Here is an 18,527-nt window from a genome sequence, read left to right as displayed (position 1 = left end):
TCGACGCGCCGTCAATCTTTCCCTGAGGACGAGGAATCGGCACATGACCGAAGCACCGAGAGTCACCCTGGAGGCCAGCTACGACAGGTACCGCTCCCTGGGCGAACGTGAGGTGCACGTCTACCTCAGCGTGGCCGCGAGCACCGCAGCCGACCTGCGGGCGAGCCCGCCGGGCGACGCGCGGTTCGCCGAGGTCATCCTGCTGGACCAATCGGGATCGATGAGCGATCCACGCACCAAGCTCCAACGGGCCAAGGAGGCGAGTTGCGCCGCCATCGACACCCTGCGCGAGGGAACCCGCTTCGCGGTCGTCGCCGGCACCCACCAGGCAACCATGATCTACCCTCGGGAGTCCTTCCTCGCCCCGGCGAACGCCGTCACCCGTGCGGAGGCGAGGCAGGCCGTCAACCGGATCGCCCCCGGCGCCCAGGGCACGGTCATCGGCGCCTGGCTCGACAAGGCCCGTGAACTGCTCGAACCGCACGGCGACCTGATCTGCCACGCGCTCCTGCTCACCGATGGACGCAACGAGCACCAGGACCGGTCGGCGCGGTCGATGGAGACCGTGCTCGCCGACTGCCGTTCCGTGTTCACCTGCGACGCCCGCGGCATCGGCGCGGACTGGGAGCCCGCCGAACTGAGACGGATCGCCGAGGAACTCCAGGGCACGGCGGACGCGGTGCCCGACCTGGCCGACCTGGCGCCCGACTTCCGCGCGCTGATCCGCACCGCCATGGGCCGGACGCTGTCCGACCTGGCCCTGCGGGTGCGCTGCGCACCGGGAGTGTCGGTGTCGGTCCTCGAACAGGCCCACCCGGCGCTGGCCGACCTGGTCGGCCACCGCCTGCCGCTGGCCGGAACGGCGGCGGCCGACTATCCGACCGGCCCCTGGAGCAGCGAGGCGCGCCGGTATGTCGCGACCTTCGCCGTGACCGGCGACCGGACGGTCGGCGCCGACGCGGAGACCCTGGCTTCCGTCGAAGTGGTCACCGGAACGATCGGCACCGAACTCGCCACGCCCGTCAGCTCGGTGGAGGTGATCAGCGCGCGCTGGCTCGACCAGCCGGCCCCGGAAACCGTCCTCGGGGCCGATCGGCGCCGCCACGAGCGGGAGAAGGAGCTGTACGACCTCAGATGGCGGGGTGGGGCGCTGTTCCGCCAGGGGGATCGCCCCGGGGCGTGCGACGCCTGGGGCCGGGCCGTGGCGCTGGCCACCGAGCTGCGCAACGAGGACGCGCTCCGGCGACTGGGCAAGGTCGTCCGGGTCGAGGATGCCGTGCGCGGCGTGGTCAGCCTGCTACCGGAGCTTGATCCGGACTACGTCCTGCAGGCCATGATGGGCACGGCCACCAGCACCTCGTACGGCCTCTCCCGCAACCCGACGACGCGGGCCGGTTCGGCGCCCGGGCGCCCGTCGGCCCCGGGGCCCGACTGCCCGAGGTGCGGCCGGGTCGCGGTGGCCGGCGCCCGGTACTGCGAGAACCTCGAATGCGACTACGAGTTCACCGACAGCTCACCGGTGATGGGCGGATGACGACCCCCGGCGCGGTGGCGCCCGAACCGGTGGCGGACGAACCGGCGGCGCCCTCCACGACCGCGCGCACCCTGCGCCGCCTCCGCGGGGCGCTGGTGGCGGGCAGCCTGCTGACCGGGGCGCTGTGCCTGGTGGCGTTCAGCCGGGCACACGCCGGAACCGACGCCGTCGGCGAGCGGGCCGCCCCTTCGGTACTCCGGGCCGAGGCCGCGTACGGCGCGCTCGCGGATGCCCAACGCGTGGCGGTGCACGGCTTCCGGCAGGGCACCGTGCTCCTCGGCGGACTCGGCGACCAGTACCGGAACGACATCGCCGCGATCAACCAGAACCTGGCGGAACTGGCCGGGGACCACGTGGCGGGCCCGGCGGCCACCAGTGATCTGCAACTCGTCGAGGGGCTCGTCGTCAACTACAACGCCGAGCTCGAACAGGCCGCCGCCGACTACCAGCAGACCGGTGAGCTCACCCGCGCCCTGCCGGCCCTGTGGTACGCAACCCTGCAGTACCGGGAGGTCTCGAACACGCTGGACCGGCTGCGGGCGGCCGAGAACGCCGCGCTGACCGACCGACGCAGCTCCGTGTGGCTGGCGGGCCCCGCAGATCTGCTGTTCCTGGTGCCGTTCGCACTGGTGCTGGCGCTGTTCGCGCGGACACAGTCGGTGCTGCGCCGCCGGTTCCGGCGTCGGTTGAGCATCCGGTTGACGGCTGCCGTGCTCGCCCTCACCGCGACGGCCCTGTTGTGCGGTCTGTCGCTCCATGTCTCGGACGGACGCCTGCGCTCGGCCCTGGACGGTCCGTTCGCCGAAGCCGTCACCCTGGCACAGGAGCAGACGAGCCGGTCCGCCGCCCAGGCCGACAGGGACCTGTCCGCCATCGTCACGCAGGCATGCCCGGACGCCGGGTCCTGCGGGACCCACCTGACACCGCAGACGTCCGGACCCGCGACCGTCCAGGCGGGGCGGACAGATCACCGCCAGGCCGAGGCCGAGGCCGCGTTCACCCGTGGTGTCACCGACGCGGACGCCTACTCCGCCGTCCTCCTGGCGCTTCTCGTGCTGCTGACCTCGGCTGCCGTCACGACGGCCGCCCTCGCGCTGAATCCGCGCATCGACGAGTACCGGTTCGGAGGCCAATGATGCGGCAGAAGCGCCAGGCAGCTCTCCGGCTCCTGCTGGTCCTCACCCTGCTGACGGCGTCCGCCTCCTGCCTCGGCGGCTCGTCCGGCGGGCGCGTCCTGGTCATCATGACACCCTGGACCGCCGAGGCCGAGATGAACGCCTTCCAAGCGGTGCTCACGGCCTTCGAGGTCGAGACCGGCATCACCGTCCGCGCCTCCCCCACCCGGGCGCTCGATCAGGTGCTGCGGACCGCCGTCCAGAAGCGCGAGGCACCGGACCTGGCTGTCATGGCGAACCCCGGGGCGCTGCGCTCCTACGCGCAGCAGGGCGACCTGGTCCGGCTGGACCGCTTCCGGGACGAGAAACTCGGCCGCGAACTCGTCGACCTACTGAGGTCCGACTACGGCCCCCCGTGGTCCCACGCCGGGGAGGCCGTGAACGGCGATCCGTACGCCGTCATGGTCAAAGCGTCCGTCAAGAGCCTCATCTGGTACGCCCCCCAGCGACTCGGCACCCAGCCGCCCGACAGTTGGGCCGGCTTGGTGGGCATCGGCCGGTCGATAGTCCAGCGGGGCGAGGTGCCCTGGTGCCTGGCCCTGGCCGACCCGCCCAACTCGGGGTGGCCGGGCACCGACTGGATCGAGGACATCCTGCTGCACCAGTCGGGTGCCGACATCTACACGGACTGGGTCGACGGCAATCTCAGCTGGACATCGTCGCAGGTCGGAGAGGCCTGGCAGGCGTGGGGCCAGATCTTCACCGCCCAGGGCTCGATCCATGGCGGCCCGCTGACCGCGCTCCTGACCGGCTACGGCGAGGGGGCCTATCCGCTCTTCACCGCACCGCCCGGCTGCTACCTCGAACACGGCGCTCCCATCACCCCGGGCCCGGCAGCGACCAAGCCCCTTCCGGGAAATGACTACGACTTCGTCCCGTTCCCCGAGTTCCGGACGACGTCGACGCCGGCGTACGAGGTGTCGGGAGACCTCGTCGCGATGTTCCACGACTCGCCCGAGGCGGAGCGGTTCATGGCCTTCCTCGCGAGCCCGCAGGCCCAGCAGATCTGGCCGAGCCTGCAGCCGGAGTCGGCCTTCTCCGCCAACCGCGCCGTCACCACGCGGTCGGCGTCCGGTCACGCCACCGGCAGCGTCGCCCGCCGGATCGACGAGTTGCTGACCTCGTCCGCCACCCTCTGCTTCGACGCCTCGGACAGCATGCCCAGCACCATGGCGGCCGCGTTCAACCACGCGGTGCTCGACTACCTGAACGACCCGACCCGACTGCCGACGATCCTCGCCGGGCTGGACAAGGTCCGGGCCGACGCGTATCCGCAGCCGACGCAGAGCTCCGTCTGCACATCCTGAACCCCAGGCCAGGAGGCCAAGTGACAACACGTACCGAATTCACCCTCGCGTCCGGCGGGATGGTGGTGGTCGAGAGCGAGAGCACCGGCGCAGGCGTCGCGCCTGCCGGCCGGGGAAGTCTGGAGCGAGCGGGCGCCACGGTGCGGGACTCGCTGCACACCGTGGTCAACACGGCATCCGACGTGATCGACGCGTTCCGTGCCCTGCCGCGCCGGCCTGACGAGATCGAGGTCGGGTTCGGCGTCAAGCTGGACGGCAGCGTCGGCGTGATCCTGGCGGGCGGCACCGCCGGCGTCCACTTCAACGTGACGCTCCGCTGGTCCCCCGAAGAACCCGCCGGCGAGGCCGACGAGGAGGAGTGACCGCAGCTGCCCGGTGCGAGCCGCAGGCCCCGGCCCCGCGACTCGCACCCGGCATCGCGCGGCCACGGCGGGACGCGTCCGAGCAGGCGGCCGGCGGTCTCCACGACGAACCCTGCCCCGGCCACGCCCGCTCGCGCGGTGCCTCGACCCCTCGGTGAGCCGGTCTCAGGCCCACCGGGCCCGGTGGGCCGCGATCAGGTCGCGGTACCAGCCGTACGACGCCTTCGGCGTGCGGCGCTGCGTCTCGAAGTCGACATACACCAGACCGAATCTCTGCTCGAACCCCTGGGCCCACTCGAAGTTGTCGATCAAAGACCAGGCGTAGTAGCCACGAACATCCACACCCTGGGTGACCGCTGCAGCGAGGGCGTCGAGGTGGCCGGACACGAAGTCGATCCGTGACCGGTCGTGGATGGCGCCGTCGAGGCCGGGTTCGTCCGTGACGGAGCAGCCGTTCTCGGTGACAGTGATCGGCGGCAGTGCGGCGCCATAGCGCTGCCGAAGGCCGACGAGGAGTTCACGCAGGCCGTCCGGAACGACGGGCCAGCCGAAGGCGGTCCGTGGGACACCTTCGATCTCGGCCTCGGCGAAGGGGAGTCCGGGGTCGGTCGGAGCGGCGATGCGGGTCGGGTTGTAGTAGTTGACACCGAGCCCGTCCAGGCCCGGGCCCTCGATCAGCTTCAGGTCGCCCGGACGGACGCTCCCGCCGAGGTCCTCGCCGACGCCGTACGCACTCAGGTCCGGGTAGCGCCCCAACAGCAGCGGATCGGTGAACAGCCGGTTATGCAAGGCGTCATACGCGGCGGCGGCCGCCCGGTCTGCTGCCGAGGAACTCGCCGGCCAGACCGGTGTGAGGTTGTTGGCGATGAGCACCTCCCGACCACGCTCGCGCAGGACGGCGGCCCCGAGCCCGTGCCCGAGAAGCTGGTGGTGGGCTACGGGCAACGCATCGAGCATCAGGGCACGTCCGGGCGCGTGAATGCCGAGCGCGTAGCCGTAGACCATGTGGACGAACGGCTCGTTGAGCGTGATCCATGCCGGCACCCGGTCGCCCAGCCGGTCCACCACCAGCTCGGTGTATTCGGCGAAACGGTACGCGGTGTCGCGGTCGAGCCAGCCGCCGCGGCTTTCGAGGCCCTGGGGCAGGTCCCAATGGAAGAGGGTGGGCATCGGGGCAATGCCGGCGGCGAGCAAGGCGTCCACCAGCCGGTCGTAGAAGGCGAGTCCGGCGGGGTTGGCTGGGCCGGTGCCGCCGGGCTGGATCCTGGGCCAGGCGATCGAGAACCGGTACCCGTCCAGGCCGAGGCCCTTCATCAGAGCGATGTCCTCGGGATACCGGTGATAGTGGTCGCAGGCGACCTGCCCGCTCCGGCCGTCCAGGACGGCCCCGGGCCGAGCCGCGAACACGTCCCAAACGGACTGCCCACGACCGTCCTCCTCCACCGCTCCCTCGATCTGGTACGCCGCCGTGGAGACGCCCCACCGGAAGCCCGCCGGAAGATCATGCCGATTCGGCACCTCACCACACCCTCTCCAGCAAAGATGAGGAGCACTCATGTTAGCGCCTGGCCGTCGAAACACCAGAGAACGCCCCACCCGTGCCGATGAAGCGCGGCAGCAGACTCGGACAGCGTGATCGGGTGTCGTTGCGGTGGTCAGGGGAGGCGGGGGAGGCGGAAACGTAGTCTGCTCCGGCGTGGGGGCGGACTGCCGTGTGCGAGGTTGTTCCGCGCCTTGCCCATGATCTGCCAGATGTCCTCGGGGCGTCCCGATCGCGGCCCTCCCCAGCGAGTGCGCCTGGCCGCCGGCGAACGGGAAGCACATCCGACCACCAGAAGGTCAACAACTGGCGAGGTGCTTCAGGCCCTATTCCTTCAAGAGCCGAAGCCGAACTTGACCCGCTGGTACGGTCACACGCATGACGCTCCCCATGCCCTCTGCACCTTTTGTCGACTTGCGAGTTGAGCCGGTCGACGAGGTTCTAGACGGCGTTGAGCAGGCCCTCCGGGTTCGCCTGCAGCGGGACACGGTGCTGCGTAAGCGCCGCTCCGCCGGGGCCCGGACGGAGCGTGATACCTGGGTCCGGATCGAACGGCGTCGGCTCGACAGGATCGACGGCCAGGGCTGGAACGGCACCGAGTGCGCAGCGATCCGCACGGCGATCGACAAGCCCACCCGGTACGCGGGACTGGCTTGGCGGGATGCGTCGCACGCGGCGATGTGGCGGGCCGACGAGACCAGTCTCCTTCCGGGAAAACCGGTCGGTACCAGCGTACTTGCTGCTGATCCGGGACTTCCTGAATTAGATGTCGTGCGAAGGCTCGACGCGCCGGCCCTGCCGGACTTGCGGCGCGACCGATCCACGGCGCAGTAGGGCGCGGGCACCCTCGACGTCTGCCCCGCAGCCGAACGCACCTGCCCCGTCAAGGCGGGCCAGGTGCGTTCGGCCGGGCGTCAGTTGGCGAGGCTGAAGTCGCCGCCGACGGGTGCGGCGATCTTGTCGACGCCGGTCAGTGCGGTGAGCGAGGTGACCGGGGTACTGCTGTCGGTGGTGGTGCCGTTGCCGAGCTGGCCGGAGCCGTTGTTGCCCCAGGAGCGGACGGTGTTGTCACCGAGCAGGGCGATGGTGTGCTCGCGCCCGGCGGCCACCAACCGGGTGCCCGTGATCCCCGGGACCGGGACGGGGGTGATCCGGTAGTCGGTGGTGCCGTCGCCGATCTGGCCGGAGGTGTTCTGGCCCCATGCCTTGAGCTTGTTGTCGCTGTCGGTGACGGCCAGGCTGTGGTTGCAGCCGGCCGCGATCTGCGAGACTCCGCCGAGCCAGATGCCCTGGGTGTCGACCGGGGTGTAGCGGCTGATCGTGCTGTTGTCGCCGAGTTGGCCGGTGGCGTTGTAGCCCCAGGCCTTCAGCGCGTTCCCGCTGGTGGGACCGGTGGGACCGGTGCCACCAGCCGGCGGGCCGACCAGGGCGAGGTTGTGGTTGCAGCCGGCGGCGATCCGGCTGACCCCGGTCAGGTTCGTGACCCGCGAGGGCACATTGCGGCTGGCCGAAGTGCCGTCGCCCAGCTGGCCGTTGATGTTGTAGCCCCAGGCCCACACGGTGCCGTCCTCGCGCAGCGCCAGGCTGTGGTTGAGGCCGGCGGCGATCGCGATCACCTTGTTGAGGCCCTCGACCCGGACGGGGACGCTGCTGCTCGCGTTGGTGCCGTTGCCGAGCTGGCCGTAGTTGTTGTGCCCCCAGGCCACGACGGTCTGGTCGGCCAGCAGGGCGAGGCTGTGCGCGCCGCCCGCGGCGATGTCGGTGGCGTTGGAGAGGTTGACCACCTGGCCGGGCGCGTTGTGGCTGAACACCGAACCGTCGCCCAGCTGCCCGGACCCGTTGGCGCCCCAGGACTGGACCGTGCGGTCGGTCAACAGGGCCAGTCCGTGCCCGGCGGCGGGACCGGCCCCGCCCGCGGCGATCTTGACCACCTCGGCGCTGGTCAGCCCGAGCACCGTGGTGGCGGTCGTGCGGAAGTCGGTCCAGGTGCCGTCGCCGAGCTGGCCGGCGCGGTTGTTGCCCCAGGACTTCAGCCGCTTCTCCTGGGCCTGCGCGCTGCCGACCGGCAGCGCCGCGAGGCTGACCACGGCCGTGGCGGTGACGCCGGCGGCGAGGAGCCGGCGCAACCGGCCTCGGGTTTCGGTACGGAAGTTCGTCATGTGAATCCTTCCTGCTGGGGGGGGGACGGAGGGTCAGCGCGCGAGGCTGAAGCTGCCGCTGGAGGGAGCCGCGACCATGGAGACGCTGCCGGACTTGGCCAGCACCTGCACCGGGGCGAGGCGCCGCGTGGTGGTGCCGTCGCCGAGCTGGCCCTTGTCGTTGAGGCCCCAGGCCTGGACGGTGCCGTCGGACAGCACCGCCAGGTTGTGGGCGGAGCCGGAGGCGATGCCGACCACGCCGGACACGCCGGGGACGGGCACGCTGGTGTTGCGCTGGGTGGTGGTGCCGTCGCCGACCTGGCCGTTGGCGTTGTTGCCCCAGCCGCGCAGGGTGCGGTCCTGCAGGAGGGCGATGCTGTGCTGTGCTCCTGCGGACAGGGCGGTGACGTTCCGGAGCTCCAGGACCGGCACCGGATAGGGCTTGCCGACCGCGGTGTCGTCGCCCAGCTGGCCCCTGTCGTTGAGGCCCCAGGCCTGGACGGTGCCGTCGGCGAGGAGCGCGAAGGCGTGGGAGGCGCCGGCGGTGACGGCCTTGACGGTGGTCAGTTCGGGCACCGCGACGGCGGTGTTGCGGGTGGCCGGGGTGGCGGTGGGCACCGCGGCCGTCGAGCTGGCCGGCCTCGGGGTGATCCCGAGCTGGCCCTTGTCGTTGTTGCCCCAGGTCTTCACCGTGCCGTCCCTCAGCAGGGCCATGCTGAAGGTGTCACCGGCCGCGACGGCCTTGACGTCCTCAAGTCCGGCTACCGTCACCGGTAGTGTGGCGTTGACGACGGTGCCGTCGCCGAGCTGGCCCTTGTCGTTGAGGCCCCACGCCTTGACGGTGCCGTCCTTCAGCAGGGCGAGGGCATGCGAGCCGCCCGCGGCGATCGCCTCGACCCCGCCCAGCCCGGCCACGAGGCCGGGCACCGCCCATTCGTCGGTGGCGCTGGTGGCGCCGTTGCCCAGCTGGCCCTTGTCGTTCTTGCCCCAGGCCTCGACGGTGCCGTTGGCGAGCAGGGCGAGGCCGAAGCCGGAGCCGGTGGAGCCGCCGGTGCCACCGGCGGCGACGTCGTTGAGCTCGGCCCCCGACAGGCCGACGACGGAAGTCGGGGTGAGGCGCTGGGTCTTGGTGCCGTCGCCGAGCTGGCCGCTGGTGTTCAGCCCCCAGGCACGGAGTCGCAGGTCGTAGGCGGAGGCGGCGGAGGTGGGCAGCGCGACGGAGCCCAGCAGGGTCAGGCTCGCGACCAGCGCGGGAACGGCCGTCGCGGGCAGGCGGCGGAGCGTGCGGTGCAGCGGGTGCATCTCTTCCTCTCGGACAGGGGGGAGGACAGGCAGGATGGGGTGGAGGGTGGCGGCGGGCACGACCGGCCGGCCGCCGGGGACGGGGGCACGGACGGGGACGGGGGTGTACGGCAGCAGGGCCGCCGTCGCGGTTCCCGTGAGGGTGCGGGTTCCTCGTGATCCAGGCCGCGCGACGCCCTGGCCGCGCGGCCGCAGATGGATAGGCACGGGGGGAACACGGGAATACCTGCCCCATGATCAGAACGGTTGCGCGACTTCGAACGGCTTTCCATACCGTTGGCCCAGCACGGTCGTTCGCCGTCGCCCTATCGGACCGTCAGCGGTTGCAGACCTTGATCGACTCCCGAAGCATGGGCGGCTGAGCCTCAGTGATCACCAGCTGACAGTGGGGCATGTGCCTGCGTTCCAGCCGACTTCAGTGGGAGACACCGTGCTGCGGAGACAGCGAGCGAGACTTCTGGTCGTATGCCTGAGTGGGGCCGTGGCCCTGGCGGCCCCGGCGCCCGCGGGGGCCGAGGACACCGAGCCGGCCGTGGTGGTGAACGGGACGTTCTCCTCGCCCACGGTGCCCAGCAACGAGCCGTTCGCGTCGGGCATCGACGGCTGGACCGGAGGCGGCCGCGTCTCCGCCACCCGCGCCGCCCACCGGCTGGGCATCCAGGCCGCCTACGTCCCCACCGGGTCCATCCGCACCCGGCTGCGCGGCGTCCGGACCGGAGCCACCGTGACCCTCAGCTGGGACGACAGCCCCGACGCCTGCGCGGCGGCCGGTCTCGCCAATCGGACGTACACCATCTCCGTGGCGGGCACCGCCAACTCGCCCGGCGCCTTCACCACCAACCCCTCGGCCGGCAGGACGGACTGGTTCCTCGGCAGGACGTACTCCTTCACCGCCGCGGAGGACGCCCCGCAGATCACCTTCACCGGGACCAGCACCGAGCGCCCCAACTGCACCCCGCTGATCACCAACGTCGCGGCCAAGCAGACCGCCCCGCCCCTGGACTCGCCCCCGACCCCCCAGCAGAACGACCCGTGCGCGGGCGAGGCCGCGAGCAGCCCGCAGTGCTCGTCGGTCGCCGACAACAAGGGCGAGATCGACAAGTGCCCGCCCTCGAACAAGGAGTGCCTGGCGAGCGTGGCCGGTGACGGGAAGGCGGAGAAGGACGGCATCGCCAAGGAGACCCAGGCCGTCGAGGACTTCGGCAAGATCCCCCGCGACCAGGACCCCAACACCGCGGCCTCCCAGCTGTGCGCCCTGCCCAACGCGCTGACCGCCGACGTCAAGCCCGGCGACGCGGTCGTCCCGCCGAGCGACTGGTGGCTCTGCTGATGGGGCGCCGGTCCCTGCGCCGCATCGGGTGCTCGACGACCGCCGCCGGCCTGGTCGCCCTGACGTTCGCCGCCGCCCCGCCCGCGCGGGCCGCCGACACCCTGGACGCCCAGGTGCCCAACGGCACCTTCGCGCAGCCCGTCGCGCCCGACAACGGCACCGCGGCCGGACACACCGACTGGTCCCCGGACAACACCGGCGTGGTCTTCGGCAAGGCCCTCGCCCAGCACCCCCTCGGCTACCAGGCCGCCGCGCTCAACTGGAACGGCGCCGCGCTCTCGATGCGCACCCGTCTGTGGGGGGTGAAGGCCGGCTCCCACGTCACGCTGACCTGGGACGACAGCCCCGGCGTCGACCGTCGGTGCAAGCCCGAGCAGGTCAAGGACGGCCAGACCTACAACGTCTCCCTCATCGTCGAGGGGCCCGCGCCCGACCCGGTGGTGACCACCAACGGCACCGACACCGTCGGCACCGCCAACTGGGCCACCGGCCGGGTCTTCGAGTTCACCGCCACCGAGGACAACCCGATGGTCTCCTTCGACTCCGACGAGCGGCGCGACTCGCTCTCCTGCGGTCCGCTGATCACCAACGTCGCCGCCAAGCAGACCCCGGCCCCGGTCGACCAGAAGATCCGCAAGGAACAGTTGCCGGCGCCCAAGGCCTACCGGGGCAACGACCGGATGGAGCCCGGCGTCGCAGTGGACGACTGCGAGGGATCCGCGACCAACTGCGTCTTCACCGTGGACAACCGGTACTCCTACCAGTACTACGGCCAGACCAGGATCGTCGGCGAGGTGTACATCAACTGCAGCCGCAACGCCGTGGTCGACGACCGGAGGATCGAGTCCACCGAGCCCCCGTACGACAGCCTCACCCAGTACTACGCGCGCAACGGCACCCCGCTGGTCCCCAGCCGCTCCGACATCTCGACGAGCCGCCCCAACCTGGCCGCCCAGGCCGCCGCCGGGTTCAGCGCCGCGGGCGGCAACACGGCTGCCGTCTCCACCAACAATCCGCTCACCTGGAGCCGGACCGGCAGCAAGAAGCTGAACCCCACCATCCAGCCCGGCGAGGTGAGTTGGATCGAGGTGCAGCCGGCCCGCGAGCGGGTGACCGGGACCTTCAGCAACGCCCGCAACAGGTACCGGCTGGACGCCACCTTCGATGTCCCGGCCGCCTCCCTCCCGGACCGCTACTTCCAGCGCACCGGACCGCTCACCGACGTCGAACTCCAGCGCTGCGGCTCCGCCCGTCCCACCGCCGGCACGCCGGACAACGGTGCGGGGCCGGACAAGCGCCTTCTCGCCGTCGACAGCCCGCCCGCGGGGGTGCGGACGAGGTCCGTACCGCTCGGTCCCTGAGCCGGGCGCAAGGACTCGGCCGCCTTCCCGAATGCCGGGCAGGCGGCCGAGTCGTGTGCGGTGGGGTCAGGCCGGGGATGCCCACCTCCCGTCGGAGGTCAGCCGGTACTGCCCGACGGGCCGGGCGCCGTCGGTGCGCGGCGGCGCCTCGAAGACGCCTCCCCCGGCCACCCCGCGGTTCCCCGGCGGAGGGGCCGGCGCGGGCGTCGGGGCGGGGTTCGGTGCCGGGGTGAAGCCGGGGTGGAGCGACAGGCAACGGTCCCTGGCGCTGAAGGTCTGCGCGACGACCGTGCTCACGTTGACGCTCGACGGGCTGTCGACGACGATGTTCTTGATCAGCTTGCCGGTACCGTTCACCGTCAGCTCGCCCACCGTGCGGGTCATCGCGTTCAGGACGCCGAACTGCAGCTCGTCACCGGACTTTACGGTGAACTTCACCTGGGTGGTCTCGGTGCTGGTCCGCTTCCACGTGTGCGAGTACCTGGCTTGGAAGGCGAGTGCGAAGGTGGCCTTCGCACTGAGCTTGAGCTCGGCGGCCCCCGACACCGAACCGGCGACGCCCAGCGAGGCACCGTTGACGATGTCCGCGTTCGGCCCCTTGTCGGTCGGAGCGGTGTGGTCGGTGTGGCTGATCTCGGTCTTGTTGTCGACACCGGCGCTGCCGGAGACGTTCGTCGTGTTGTCGATCGTGCCCTCCAGCGTCGCACTGCCGGAGATCTCGCCCGCGATGTTGTCGGTGGTACTCGACTCCAGCGTCACCGTGCGCTCCACCACGATCGGCTTGTTGGTGCAGTTGATCGCGGCGTTGCCGGCCGAGACCACCGCCGTCGTGAGCTCGCGCGAGAGCCCCGGGATGATCCGGAACTCACACCCGTAGTCCTTCCCGCAGCCACGGGCCAGCGCCGGCGCGTCCGGCAGCGGGGCGTCACCGTCGAAGGCCCGTGCCACCGCCGGGGCATCGGGGTCACCAGGAGCGGCGGCCGCGCCGCCGTCGTCGGCGCGGGCGGGCCCGGCACACAGCAGCAGGGCCGTCAGGGCGGCCGGCAGAACCGGCGACCAGGACAACGGCACGGCGGTCCCCTCCCGGCGCTTCACCGCTGCTCCCAGGTGCCCTCGGCGGTACGGACGTGGACGGCGTCCGGCACCCGCCCCGGGCTCACCGGCTCGGTCTCGACCAGGCCGACCCCGCCCGAGCGGCTCCCGCTGGGACGCAGCGAGAGGCACTTGTCCGGGTTGGAGAAGGTCTGCGCGACGACCGAGCTGACGTTGACGGTGGAGGGGCTGTCCACCGTCACGTTCTTGATCAGCTTGCCGGTGTCGTTCACCTTCAGCTCGCCGGCCGTGCGGGACATCGCGTTCAGCACCCCGAACTGGATCTCGTCCCCGGGGCTCACGGTGAAGGCCACCCGGGTCGACTCGGTCGTTTGGACCTGCCACTCGCGCGAGAAGGAGGCCTTGAACGCCGACGCGAAGGTGGCCTTCGCCCCCAGGTGCAGGGCGTTCGAGCCGGCCACCGTCACCGGGGCCTCGAAAGTGTTCTGCACCTTGTCCTCGGTGTACGGGCCCTTGTCCTTGTTCGGCCCGTTCTGGTTCACGCTGTTCGTCGCGCCCGGCTTCACGGTCGCCGTGCCGGAGGCGGTCACCGTGGTGTCCACTCCGCCCTCCAGGGCCGCGCTGCCGGAGATCTCACCGCCGATGTTGTCGGTACTGCTGGTCACGAAGGTGACCGTGCGGTCGATCTCCATGTCACTGTCCGTACAGTTGATCGCCGCGTTGCCCACCGACAGCACGGCGGCCGTGTATTCGCGCGGGGCCCGGTCGTACATCCGAAAGCTGCACGCCGTGGCCTTGGTGCAGAGGCCGGTGACCTCCCTGGTCGAGGCCAGCGACCTCTCCCCGTCCAGGGCCCGGGCCACCGGGGGCGGCGGTGGCGTGCCGTCCCCGCCGGCAGCACTGCTCGGTGCGGCGAACGGGACCAGCACAGCTATCGCGACCCCGGGGACCCAAAGGGTGAACCGGGCGGCGCGCCGCCACGGCGGCGGGCAGGCGGAAACGGCCACGGGTGTTCTCCTCATCCGTCAAGTAGGCGGTTGCAGGCAGGGAAGCCGCTGGTCCGGGCAGCCACGCACCCAGACCCCCGGCCTCGGCCGCACCTCTGCCCGGCGTGCTCCGGCGCCCGGGGCACGGGGCACGGGATGCCCTTCGGCCTTCCCATCCTCGGCGAGAGTCGCATCGTCGGCGAACGGTCGTCATGTGATCGTGCGCCATTCGATGGGACGTCAGCCCCGGGGGCCCGATCCCGGCACCGCCCGGCTTTGCGTCGAGGACCACGGGTCGTCTACGTGCTCATGAGGGGTACTCATGTTCGTGGTCTGTGGACGAACCGCCAGACGCGTCCGACGGGCGGCCGGCGACGTCGGGGGTGGACGTCCGGCCGGGTGGGGTAGAAGGGGCGGGAGGTGGACGAACCGGTCCGACCGCGGAGACGTCCGTCCGCTCCGAGGAACGGTCACCGAAGAGAGAGAGGACACGGTCGTGGAGACCTTCGCGGGACGCCCGGGCCGTCGCTCAGTGCTGGCCCTCGGTGCGGGCGCGGCGCTCACGGCGGCGATGCCGGCGGGCGGGGCGGCCCACGCCTCGGGCGGCGGCCGGCCGAGCGGCGACGCGGCGATCAGGAGGCTGGCCGACCTCGAACGGCAGCACGACGCCCGCCTGGGCGTGTTCGCGCAGGACACCGTCACCGGCAGGATCGTCGCCTACCGGGCCGACGAGCTCTTCCCGATCTGCTCGGTGCACAAGACGCTCACCGCCGCCGCGATCCTCAGGGACCTCGACCGGGACGGCGAGTTCCTCGCCCGGCGGATCCGGTACACCGCGAAGGACGTCACGAACGCCGGGTACGCTCCGATCACGGGCAGGGCCGAGCACCTCGCGAACGGCATGACCGTCGCGGAGCTGTGCGCCGCCGCCATCACCCACAGCGACAACGCCGCCGACAACCTCCTGCTCCGCGAGCTCGGCGGACCTTCGGCGATCACCCGCTTCGCCCGGTCCCTCGGCGACGGCGTGACGCGGCTCGACCGGTGGGAGCCCGAGCTGAACTCCGCCGAACCGGGACGGTCGACGGACACCACCAGCCCGGCCGCCATCGGACGCAGCCACCGGGAGCTGGTGCTCGGGAACGCCCTCCCCCCGCAGGACCGGCGGCAGTTGACCGCGTGGCTGCGCGCCAACACCACCGGCGCCGCCCGCCTCCGCGCCGGACTCCCCGAGGGCTGGTCCCTCGCGGACAAGACCGGCACCGGCGCCTACGGCACCACCAACGACGTCGGCGTCGCCCGGACCCCGGACGGGGCGCACGTCGTCCTGGCCGTCCTGTCCACCAGGTGGGACGCCGCCGCGCCGGCGGACGAACCGCTGGTCGCGCGGGCCGCCGCCGTGCTGGCGGAAGCCCTCCGGAGTCCACGGGCGAACTCGACCTGACGGAGCGTCACATGCCTTTCTCGCCACGACCGGAGTGTGCGTCACTCCGGGCCCCGGAAGCCGCACCCGAACCGGTACGTCTGCGCACTCCCGCACGGCGGCGAAGCCCTCTACGCTGTGCGGCATGCCTCTGTTCCGACGGGCCAAGAAGTCCGGCGACCTCGGTAACTCCCCTGTGCCTCCTTGGTGTTCCTGGCTCGGCCCGGCCGAGTGGCAGGCGTTCCAGGACGTACTGGCCGACATCTTCCTCGACGGCAGCGACTCCGGTCCGCCGATGAACTTCGGCGACCGGCAGCACCTGCGGCTCGGCGCAGCCGACGAACCGGGCATCGCGCTCGACCTCGCCGAGATCGCCCGGCTCGTCAGCGACCTGCCCCACGACCAGTGGCGCAGCGCCACCGTCGACTACCTCAACGGGCAGCTCTCCCTACGCGACCGCCGCGAAGCCCTCTACCGGGCGGGCTTCGACGAGGTGCGCCACCTGCTCATGCCCAGGCTGGTCCGCGCCGACACGGTCGGCGACCACCACGGGTTGGCGCTCTCCCTCACCGGCGACCTGGCGGCCGTCCTCGTGCTGCGCTTCGCCGACAACCTGTCGGCCGCGGTGCCCCCGGCCCAGTTCGAGTCCTGGAACCTCGGCGCGGAGGAGGTGTGGGACGCCGCTCTGGGGAACCTGCGCACCCACCCGGTCGACCTCGACGACGACGGCAAGCCGAACCCCATGGTGTCCGTGGAGGGTGAGAGCGGCTTCACCTGCACCCACGTCCTGCGCGCGCCCGAGCTGCTGGCCCGGCCCGCGCCCCTCGGCGTCCTCGCCATGGTCCCCCACGAGGAGTTCCTCTTCCTCCAGGCCGTGGACGGCACCGACCTCCGTATCCAGCTGATCGCCTTCTCGATGGTGATCCGGCAGAACTGGGACGGCGCCTCCGCCGAGCACCGGTTGTCCCCGGACATCCTGTGGGTGCACGAAGGCGAGATCGAGACGGTGACCGTCGAACCCGCCCCTCCCGGCAGCAACCAGCCGGGCGTCATCAGCGGCTCCGAGCGCTTCATCGCGCTGCTCTCCTCGATCCACCCGCCGGACCAGTATCCGGCGGCCTGACCGGCCGGCACGGCCACGGGCACCGGCACCGAAACCGACACCGGCCGGGTCCCCACAGCGCGCGCCCGGACAGGCACGGGCACGCGGGGCGCCGGGCGCACGGGGGCGCCCGCCGTGAAGGTCGGCCCTACGGCGCGCCGAGTCCGGGCACCGCGTGCACGCTGGGCCAGACGGTGAACACCTCGTCGGTGCCGGTGACCGCCAACAGCCGTTGCATCTGCGGGCCGGGCCCGGCGAGGACGAGTCTGGTCCCCGCCTCCTCGGCCTCCTGGCGGATCCGGAGGAGCGCGTTGAGGCAGGCGGAGTCGACGAAGGTGAGCGGGGCGAGGTCGACGACCAGCAGCACCGGACCGGCCGCCACAGCGCTCGACAGCGACTCGTCGAGCACGTGCCGGCTCTCGTGGTCCACCTCGCCCTCGATCCGGCAGACAAGCGTCTTGACGGCGTGCTCGCTGGTGGTGACCCTCAGGCGCGCGCCACCCGCGCCCCCGGCGTCGGGGTGAGAGGCGGTCGGGCCGGACATCCGGGCTTCCTTCCGGCAGGGGAAGCGGTACGTCTCCGATCATCCCTCCGCCGCCCCCGGACCGGCCACCCCGACGGCGGCGGGGCGGTGGCGGAACGGCGGCCGGCGGTGACGGAACGGCGGCGGGCGGCGCCGGGAGGGGAGCGGGAGGGGGCGGTACCGGCGCGAAGACGGGCGGCCGAACAGGGCTCCGGGCGCACGCCCCACGTCCGCGCGGGTGATTGGCCCGACGTGCGCCGGATGCGGCACAGTGGCCCCATGAGCGCGGACACGAGGAGTCACCAGGCCCCCGGGCGGACCGGTGCCGGCCGGCGGCGGCCGGTGCAGCAGCGCAGCCAGGAACGGTACGAGCGGATTCTCGACGCCTGCGCCGCCCTGCTCGACGAGGCCGGTGCCGCCGCGCTCACCACCAAGGAGGTGGCCCAGCGGGCCCAGGTGCCGATCGGCACGCTCTACCAGTTCTTCGCGGGCAAGGAGGACCTGCTGGCCGCGCTGGCCGGCCGGAACCTCGACCACTACCTGCACCGCCTCGACACCCGGCTGCGGTCCGGGACGCCCACCGGGACGGCCGGGTTCACCGACCTGGCGGTCGAGGAGTTCGTCGCGATGAAGCGGAGCGTGCCGGGCTTCGGCCAGGTGGACTTCGGGCTGGCCGGGGCGGCGGGGCCGACCGGCGTCCACGACGACCGGCATCTACTGGACGCCGAGCTGGACAACAACGGCGCCGTCGCGCTGCGCCTCCAGGCGCTCGGTGGCGAGCTGTTCGCCACGACCGACCCGGCGGCACTGACGCTCGGACTGCGCGTGGCGCTGGAGGCGGCGGACGCGGTGCTCAAGCTGGCCTTCCGCGGCGACCCGGAGGGCGATCCGGCGTTGATCGCCGAGTGCAAGCGGCTGGTCCGCTGCTACCTCGCCGAACACCTCGGCCCGCGCTGAGCGGCCGGTCTCCGGGCCGGACCCGCCGGCGGAGACCGGGGGCACCTCCCGGCAGCGTCTCCCTGCGTCGGCGCCCGGAAGCGGCCCCGGCGTCGGCCCCGGAGACGACCCCGGGCCGCGGTGCGCCGTTGCGGGCGGGCCACCCCCGCAGCACAGTGGAAGGCAGAACGGCCGCCCGTGCGGCCACCGCTACCCGAGGAGCAAGACCATGCACGCAGCGGTAGGTGACCAGCTCCACGTCCACAGCCGAGCGGTGGGTATGGTCGACCAGAAGGGCGAGATCGTCGAAGTGCGCGGTCAGGACGGCCAGCCGCCGTACATGGTCCGCTTCGAGGACGGTCACACCGGCCTGATCTACCCCGGCCCCGACTGCAACATCGAACCCCGCAAGGCGATCCACTGATCCCAGCGGCCGCCGCCCCGCGCCGCAGCGG

17 protein-coding genes are annotated in these 18,527 nt (G+C 72.1%); 11 read left to right on the top strand and 6 right to left on the bottom strand.

The window, feature by feature from the left end:
* Positions 1 to 43: 43 nt before the first annotated feature.
* From PUR61_RS41070 to PUR61_RS41055, 4 genes are read left to right on the top strand one after another with little or no spacing between them, the layout of a single operon-like run.
* Positions 44 to 1,534: a vWA domain-containing protein gene (locus tag PUR61_RS41070; protein ID WP_329885060.1), complete on the top strand. Its 1,491-nt coding sequence runs from the start codon at positions 44 to 46 to the stop codon at positions 1,532 to 1,534.
* Positions 1,531 to 2,670, top strand: coding sequence for a hypothetical protein (locus tag PUR61_RS41065; protein WP_329885059.1), 1,140 nt, complete (start codon positions 1,531 to 1,533; stop codon positions 2,668 to 2,670). Before PUR61_RS41070 ends, PUR61_RS41065 begins: the two co-directional genes overlap by 4 nt.
* The gene (locus PUR61_RS41060) at positions 2,667 to 4,016 is read left to right on the top strand and encodes an ABC transporter substrate-binding protein (RefSeq protein WP_329885058.1); all 1,350 of its coding nucleotides are present in this window, start codon (positions 2,667 to 2,669) and stop codon (positions 4,014 to 4,016) included. Before PUR61_RS41065 ends, PUR61_RS41060 begins: the two co-directional genes overlap by 4 nt.
* 20 nt (positions 4,017 to 4,036) lie before the next feature.
* A complete protein-coding gene (locus PUR61_RS41055; RefSeq protein ID WP_329885057.1) occupies positions 4,037 to 4,378 on the top strand; it encodes a CU044_2847 family protein in 342 nt (113 codons plus the stop codon).
* A gap of 165 nt (positions 4,379 to 4,543) precedes the next feature.
* Here the strand turns inward: PUR61_RS41055 and PUR61_RS41050 are convergent, their stop codons facing one another.
* Positions 4,544 to 5,896, bottom strand: coding sequence for a GH1 family beta-glucosidase (locus PUR61_RS41050; RefSeq protein WP_329885056.1), 1,353 nt, complete (start codon positions 5,894 to 5,896; stop codon positions 4,544 to 4,546).
* A 400-nt stretch (positions 5,897 to 6,296) separates the two neighbouring features.
* Here PUR61_RS41050 and PUR61_RS41045 point away from each other — a divergent pair, with 400 nt between their 5' ends.
* Positions 6,297 to 6,752, top strand: a complete 456-nt coding sequence (locus PUR61_RS41045; protein WP_443035328.1) for a hypothetical protein — start codon at positions 6,297 to 6,299, stop codon at positions 6,750 to 6,752.
* Between the two features lie 80 nt (positions 6,753 to 6,832).
* Here PUR61_RS41045 and PUR61_RS41040 read toward each other — a convergent pair whose 3' ends face one another.
* On the bottom strand, positions 6,833 to 8,077 hold the full coding sequence (locus PUR61_RS41040) for an RCC1 domain-containing protein (RefSeq protein ID WP_329885055.1): 1,245 nt from the start codon (positions 8,075 to 8,077) through the stop codon (positions 6,833 to 6,835).
* A gap of 33 nt (positions 8,078 to 8,110) precedes the next feature.
* Positions 8,111 to 9,358 carry an RCC1 domain-containing protein gene (locus tag PUR61_RS41035; protein ID WP_329885054.1) on the bottom strand — a complete coding sequence of 416 codons (1,248 nt, stop codon included), beginning with the start codon at positions 9,356 to 9,358 and terminating at the stop codon, positions 8,111 to 8,113.
* A 481-nt stretch (positions 9,359 to 9,839) separates the two neighbouring features.
* On the opposite strand from PUR61_RS41035, the gene PUR61_RS41030 reads away from it, so the two are divergent.
* Positions 9,840 to 10,688 carry a hypothetical protein gene (locus tag PUR61_RS41030; protein ID WP_329885053.1) on the top strand — a complete coding sequence of 283 codons (849 nt, stop codon included), beginning with the start codon at positions 9,840 to 9,842 and terminating at the stop codon, positions 10,686 to 10,688.
* On the top strand, positions 10,676 to 12,049 hold the full coding sequence (locus PUR61_RS41025; protein ID WP_329885052.1) for a hypothetical protein: 1,374 nt from the start codon (positions 10,676 to 10,678) through the stop codon (positions 12,047 to 12,049). Before PUR61_RS41030 ends, PUR61_RS41025 begins: the two co-directional genes overlap by 13 nt.
* 66 nt (positions 12,050 to 12,115) lie before the next feature.
* Here the strand turns inward: PUR61_RS41025 and PUR61_RS41020 are convergent, their stop codons facing one another.
* Both PUR61_RS41020 and PUR61_RS41015 read right to left on the bottom strand, forming a co-directional pair.
* Entirely contained in the window at positions 12,116 to 13,144 is a 1,029-nt protein-coding gene (locus PUR61_RS41020) for a hypothetical protein (RefSeq protein WP_329885051.1), read from the bottom strand.
* On the bottom strand, positions 13,141 to 14,109 hold the full coding sequence (locus PUR61_RS41015; protein ID WP_329885050.1) for a hypothetical protein: 969 nt from the start codon (positions 14,107 to 14,109) through the stop codon (positions 13,141 to 13,143). The genes PUR61_RS41020 and PUR61_RS41015 overlap by 4 nt, the downstream gene beginning before the upstream one ends.
* A 550-nt stretch (positions 14,110 to 14,659) precedes the next feature.
* Here PUR61_RS41015 and bla point away from each other — a divergent pair.
* Both bla and PUR61_RS41005 read left to right on the top strand, forming a co-directional pair.
* Entirely contained in the window at positions 14,660 to 15,532 is an 873-nt protein-coding gene (gene bla, locus PUR61_RS41010) for a class A beta-lactamase (protein WP_329885069.1), read from the top strand.
* Positions 15,533 to 15,656: 124 nt separating this feature from the next.
* Complete coding sequence (locus PUR61_RS41005; protein WP_329885049.1) at positions 15,657 to 16,634, top strand: hypothetical protein; 978 nt, start codon at positions 15,657 to 15,659, stop codon at positions 16,632 to 16,634.
* A 127-nt stretch (positions 16,635 to 16,761) separates the two neighbouring features.
* Here PUR61_RS41005 and PUR61_RS41000 read toward each other — a convergent pair whose 3' ends face one another.
* Complete coding sequence (locus tag PUR61_RS41000) at positions 16,762 to 17,157, bottom strand: STAS domain-containing protein (protein ID WP_329885048.1); 396 nt, start codon at positions 17,155 to 17,157, stop codon at positions 16,762 to 16,764.
* A 258-nt stretch (positions 17,158 to 17,415) separates the two neighbouring features.
* Between PUR61_RS41000 and PUR61_RS40995 the strand changes: the two genes are divergently transcribed.
* Positions 17,416 to 18,093: a TetR/AcrR family transcriptional regulator gene (locus PUR61_RS40995; protein ID WP_329885047.1), complete on the top strand. Its 678-nt coding sequence runs from the start codon at positions 17,416 to 17,418 to the stop codon at positions 18,091 to 18,093.
* Between the two features lie 208 nt (positions 18,094 to 18,301).
* Positions 18,302 to 18,496 carry a DUF1918 domain-containing protein gene (locus tag PUR61_RS40990; RefSeq protein ID WP_329885046.1) on the top strand — a complete coding sequence of 65 codons (195 nt, stop codon included), beginning with the start codon at positions 18,302 to 18,304 and terminating at the stop codon, positions 18,494 to 18,496.
* The last annotated feature ends 31 nt before the right edge of the window (positions 18,497 to 18,527 follow it).

Source organism: Streptomyces sp. BE20, assembly GCF_036322525.1.
Classification (GTDB): domain Bacteria; phylum Actinomycetota; class Actinomycetes; order Streptomycetales; family Streptomycetaceae; genus Kitasatospora.
This window is presented reverse-complemented; position numbering and strand designations above follow the sequence as displayed.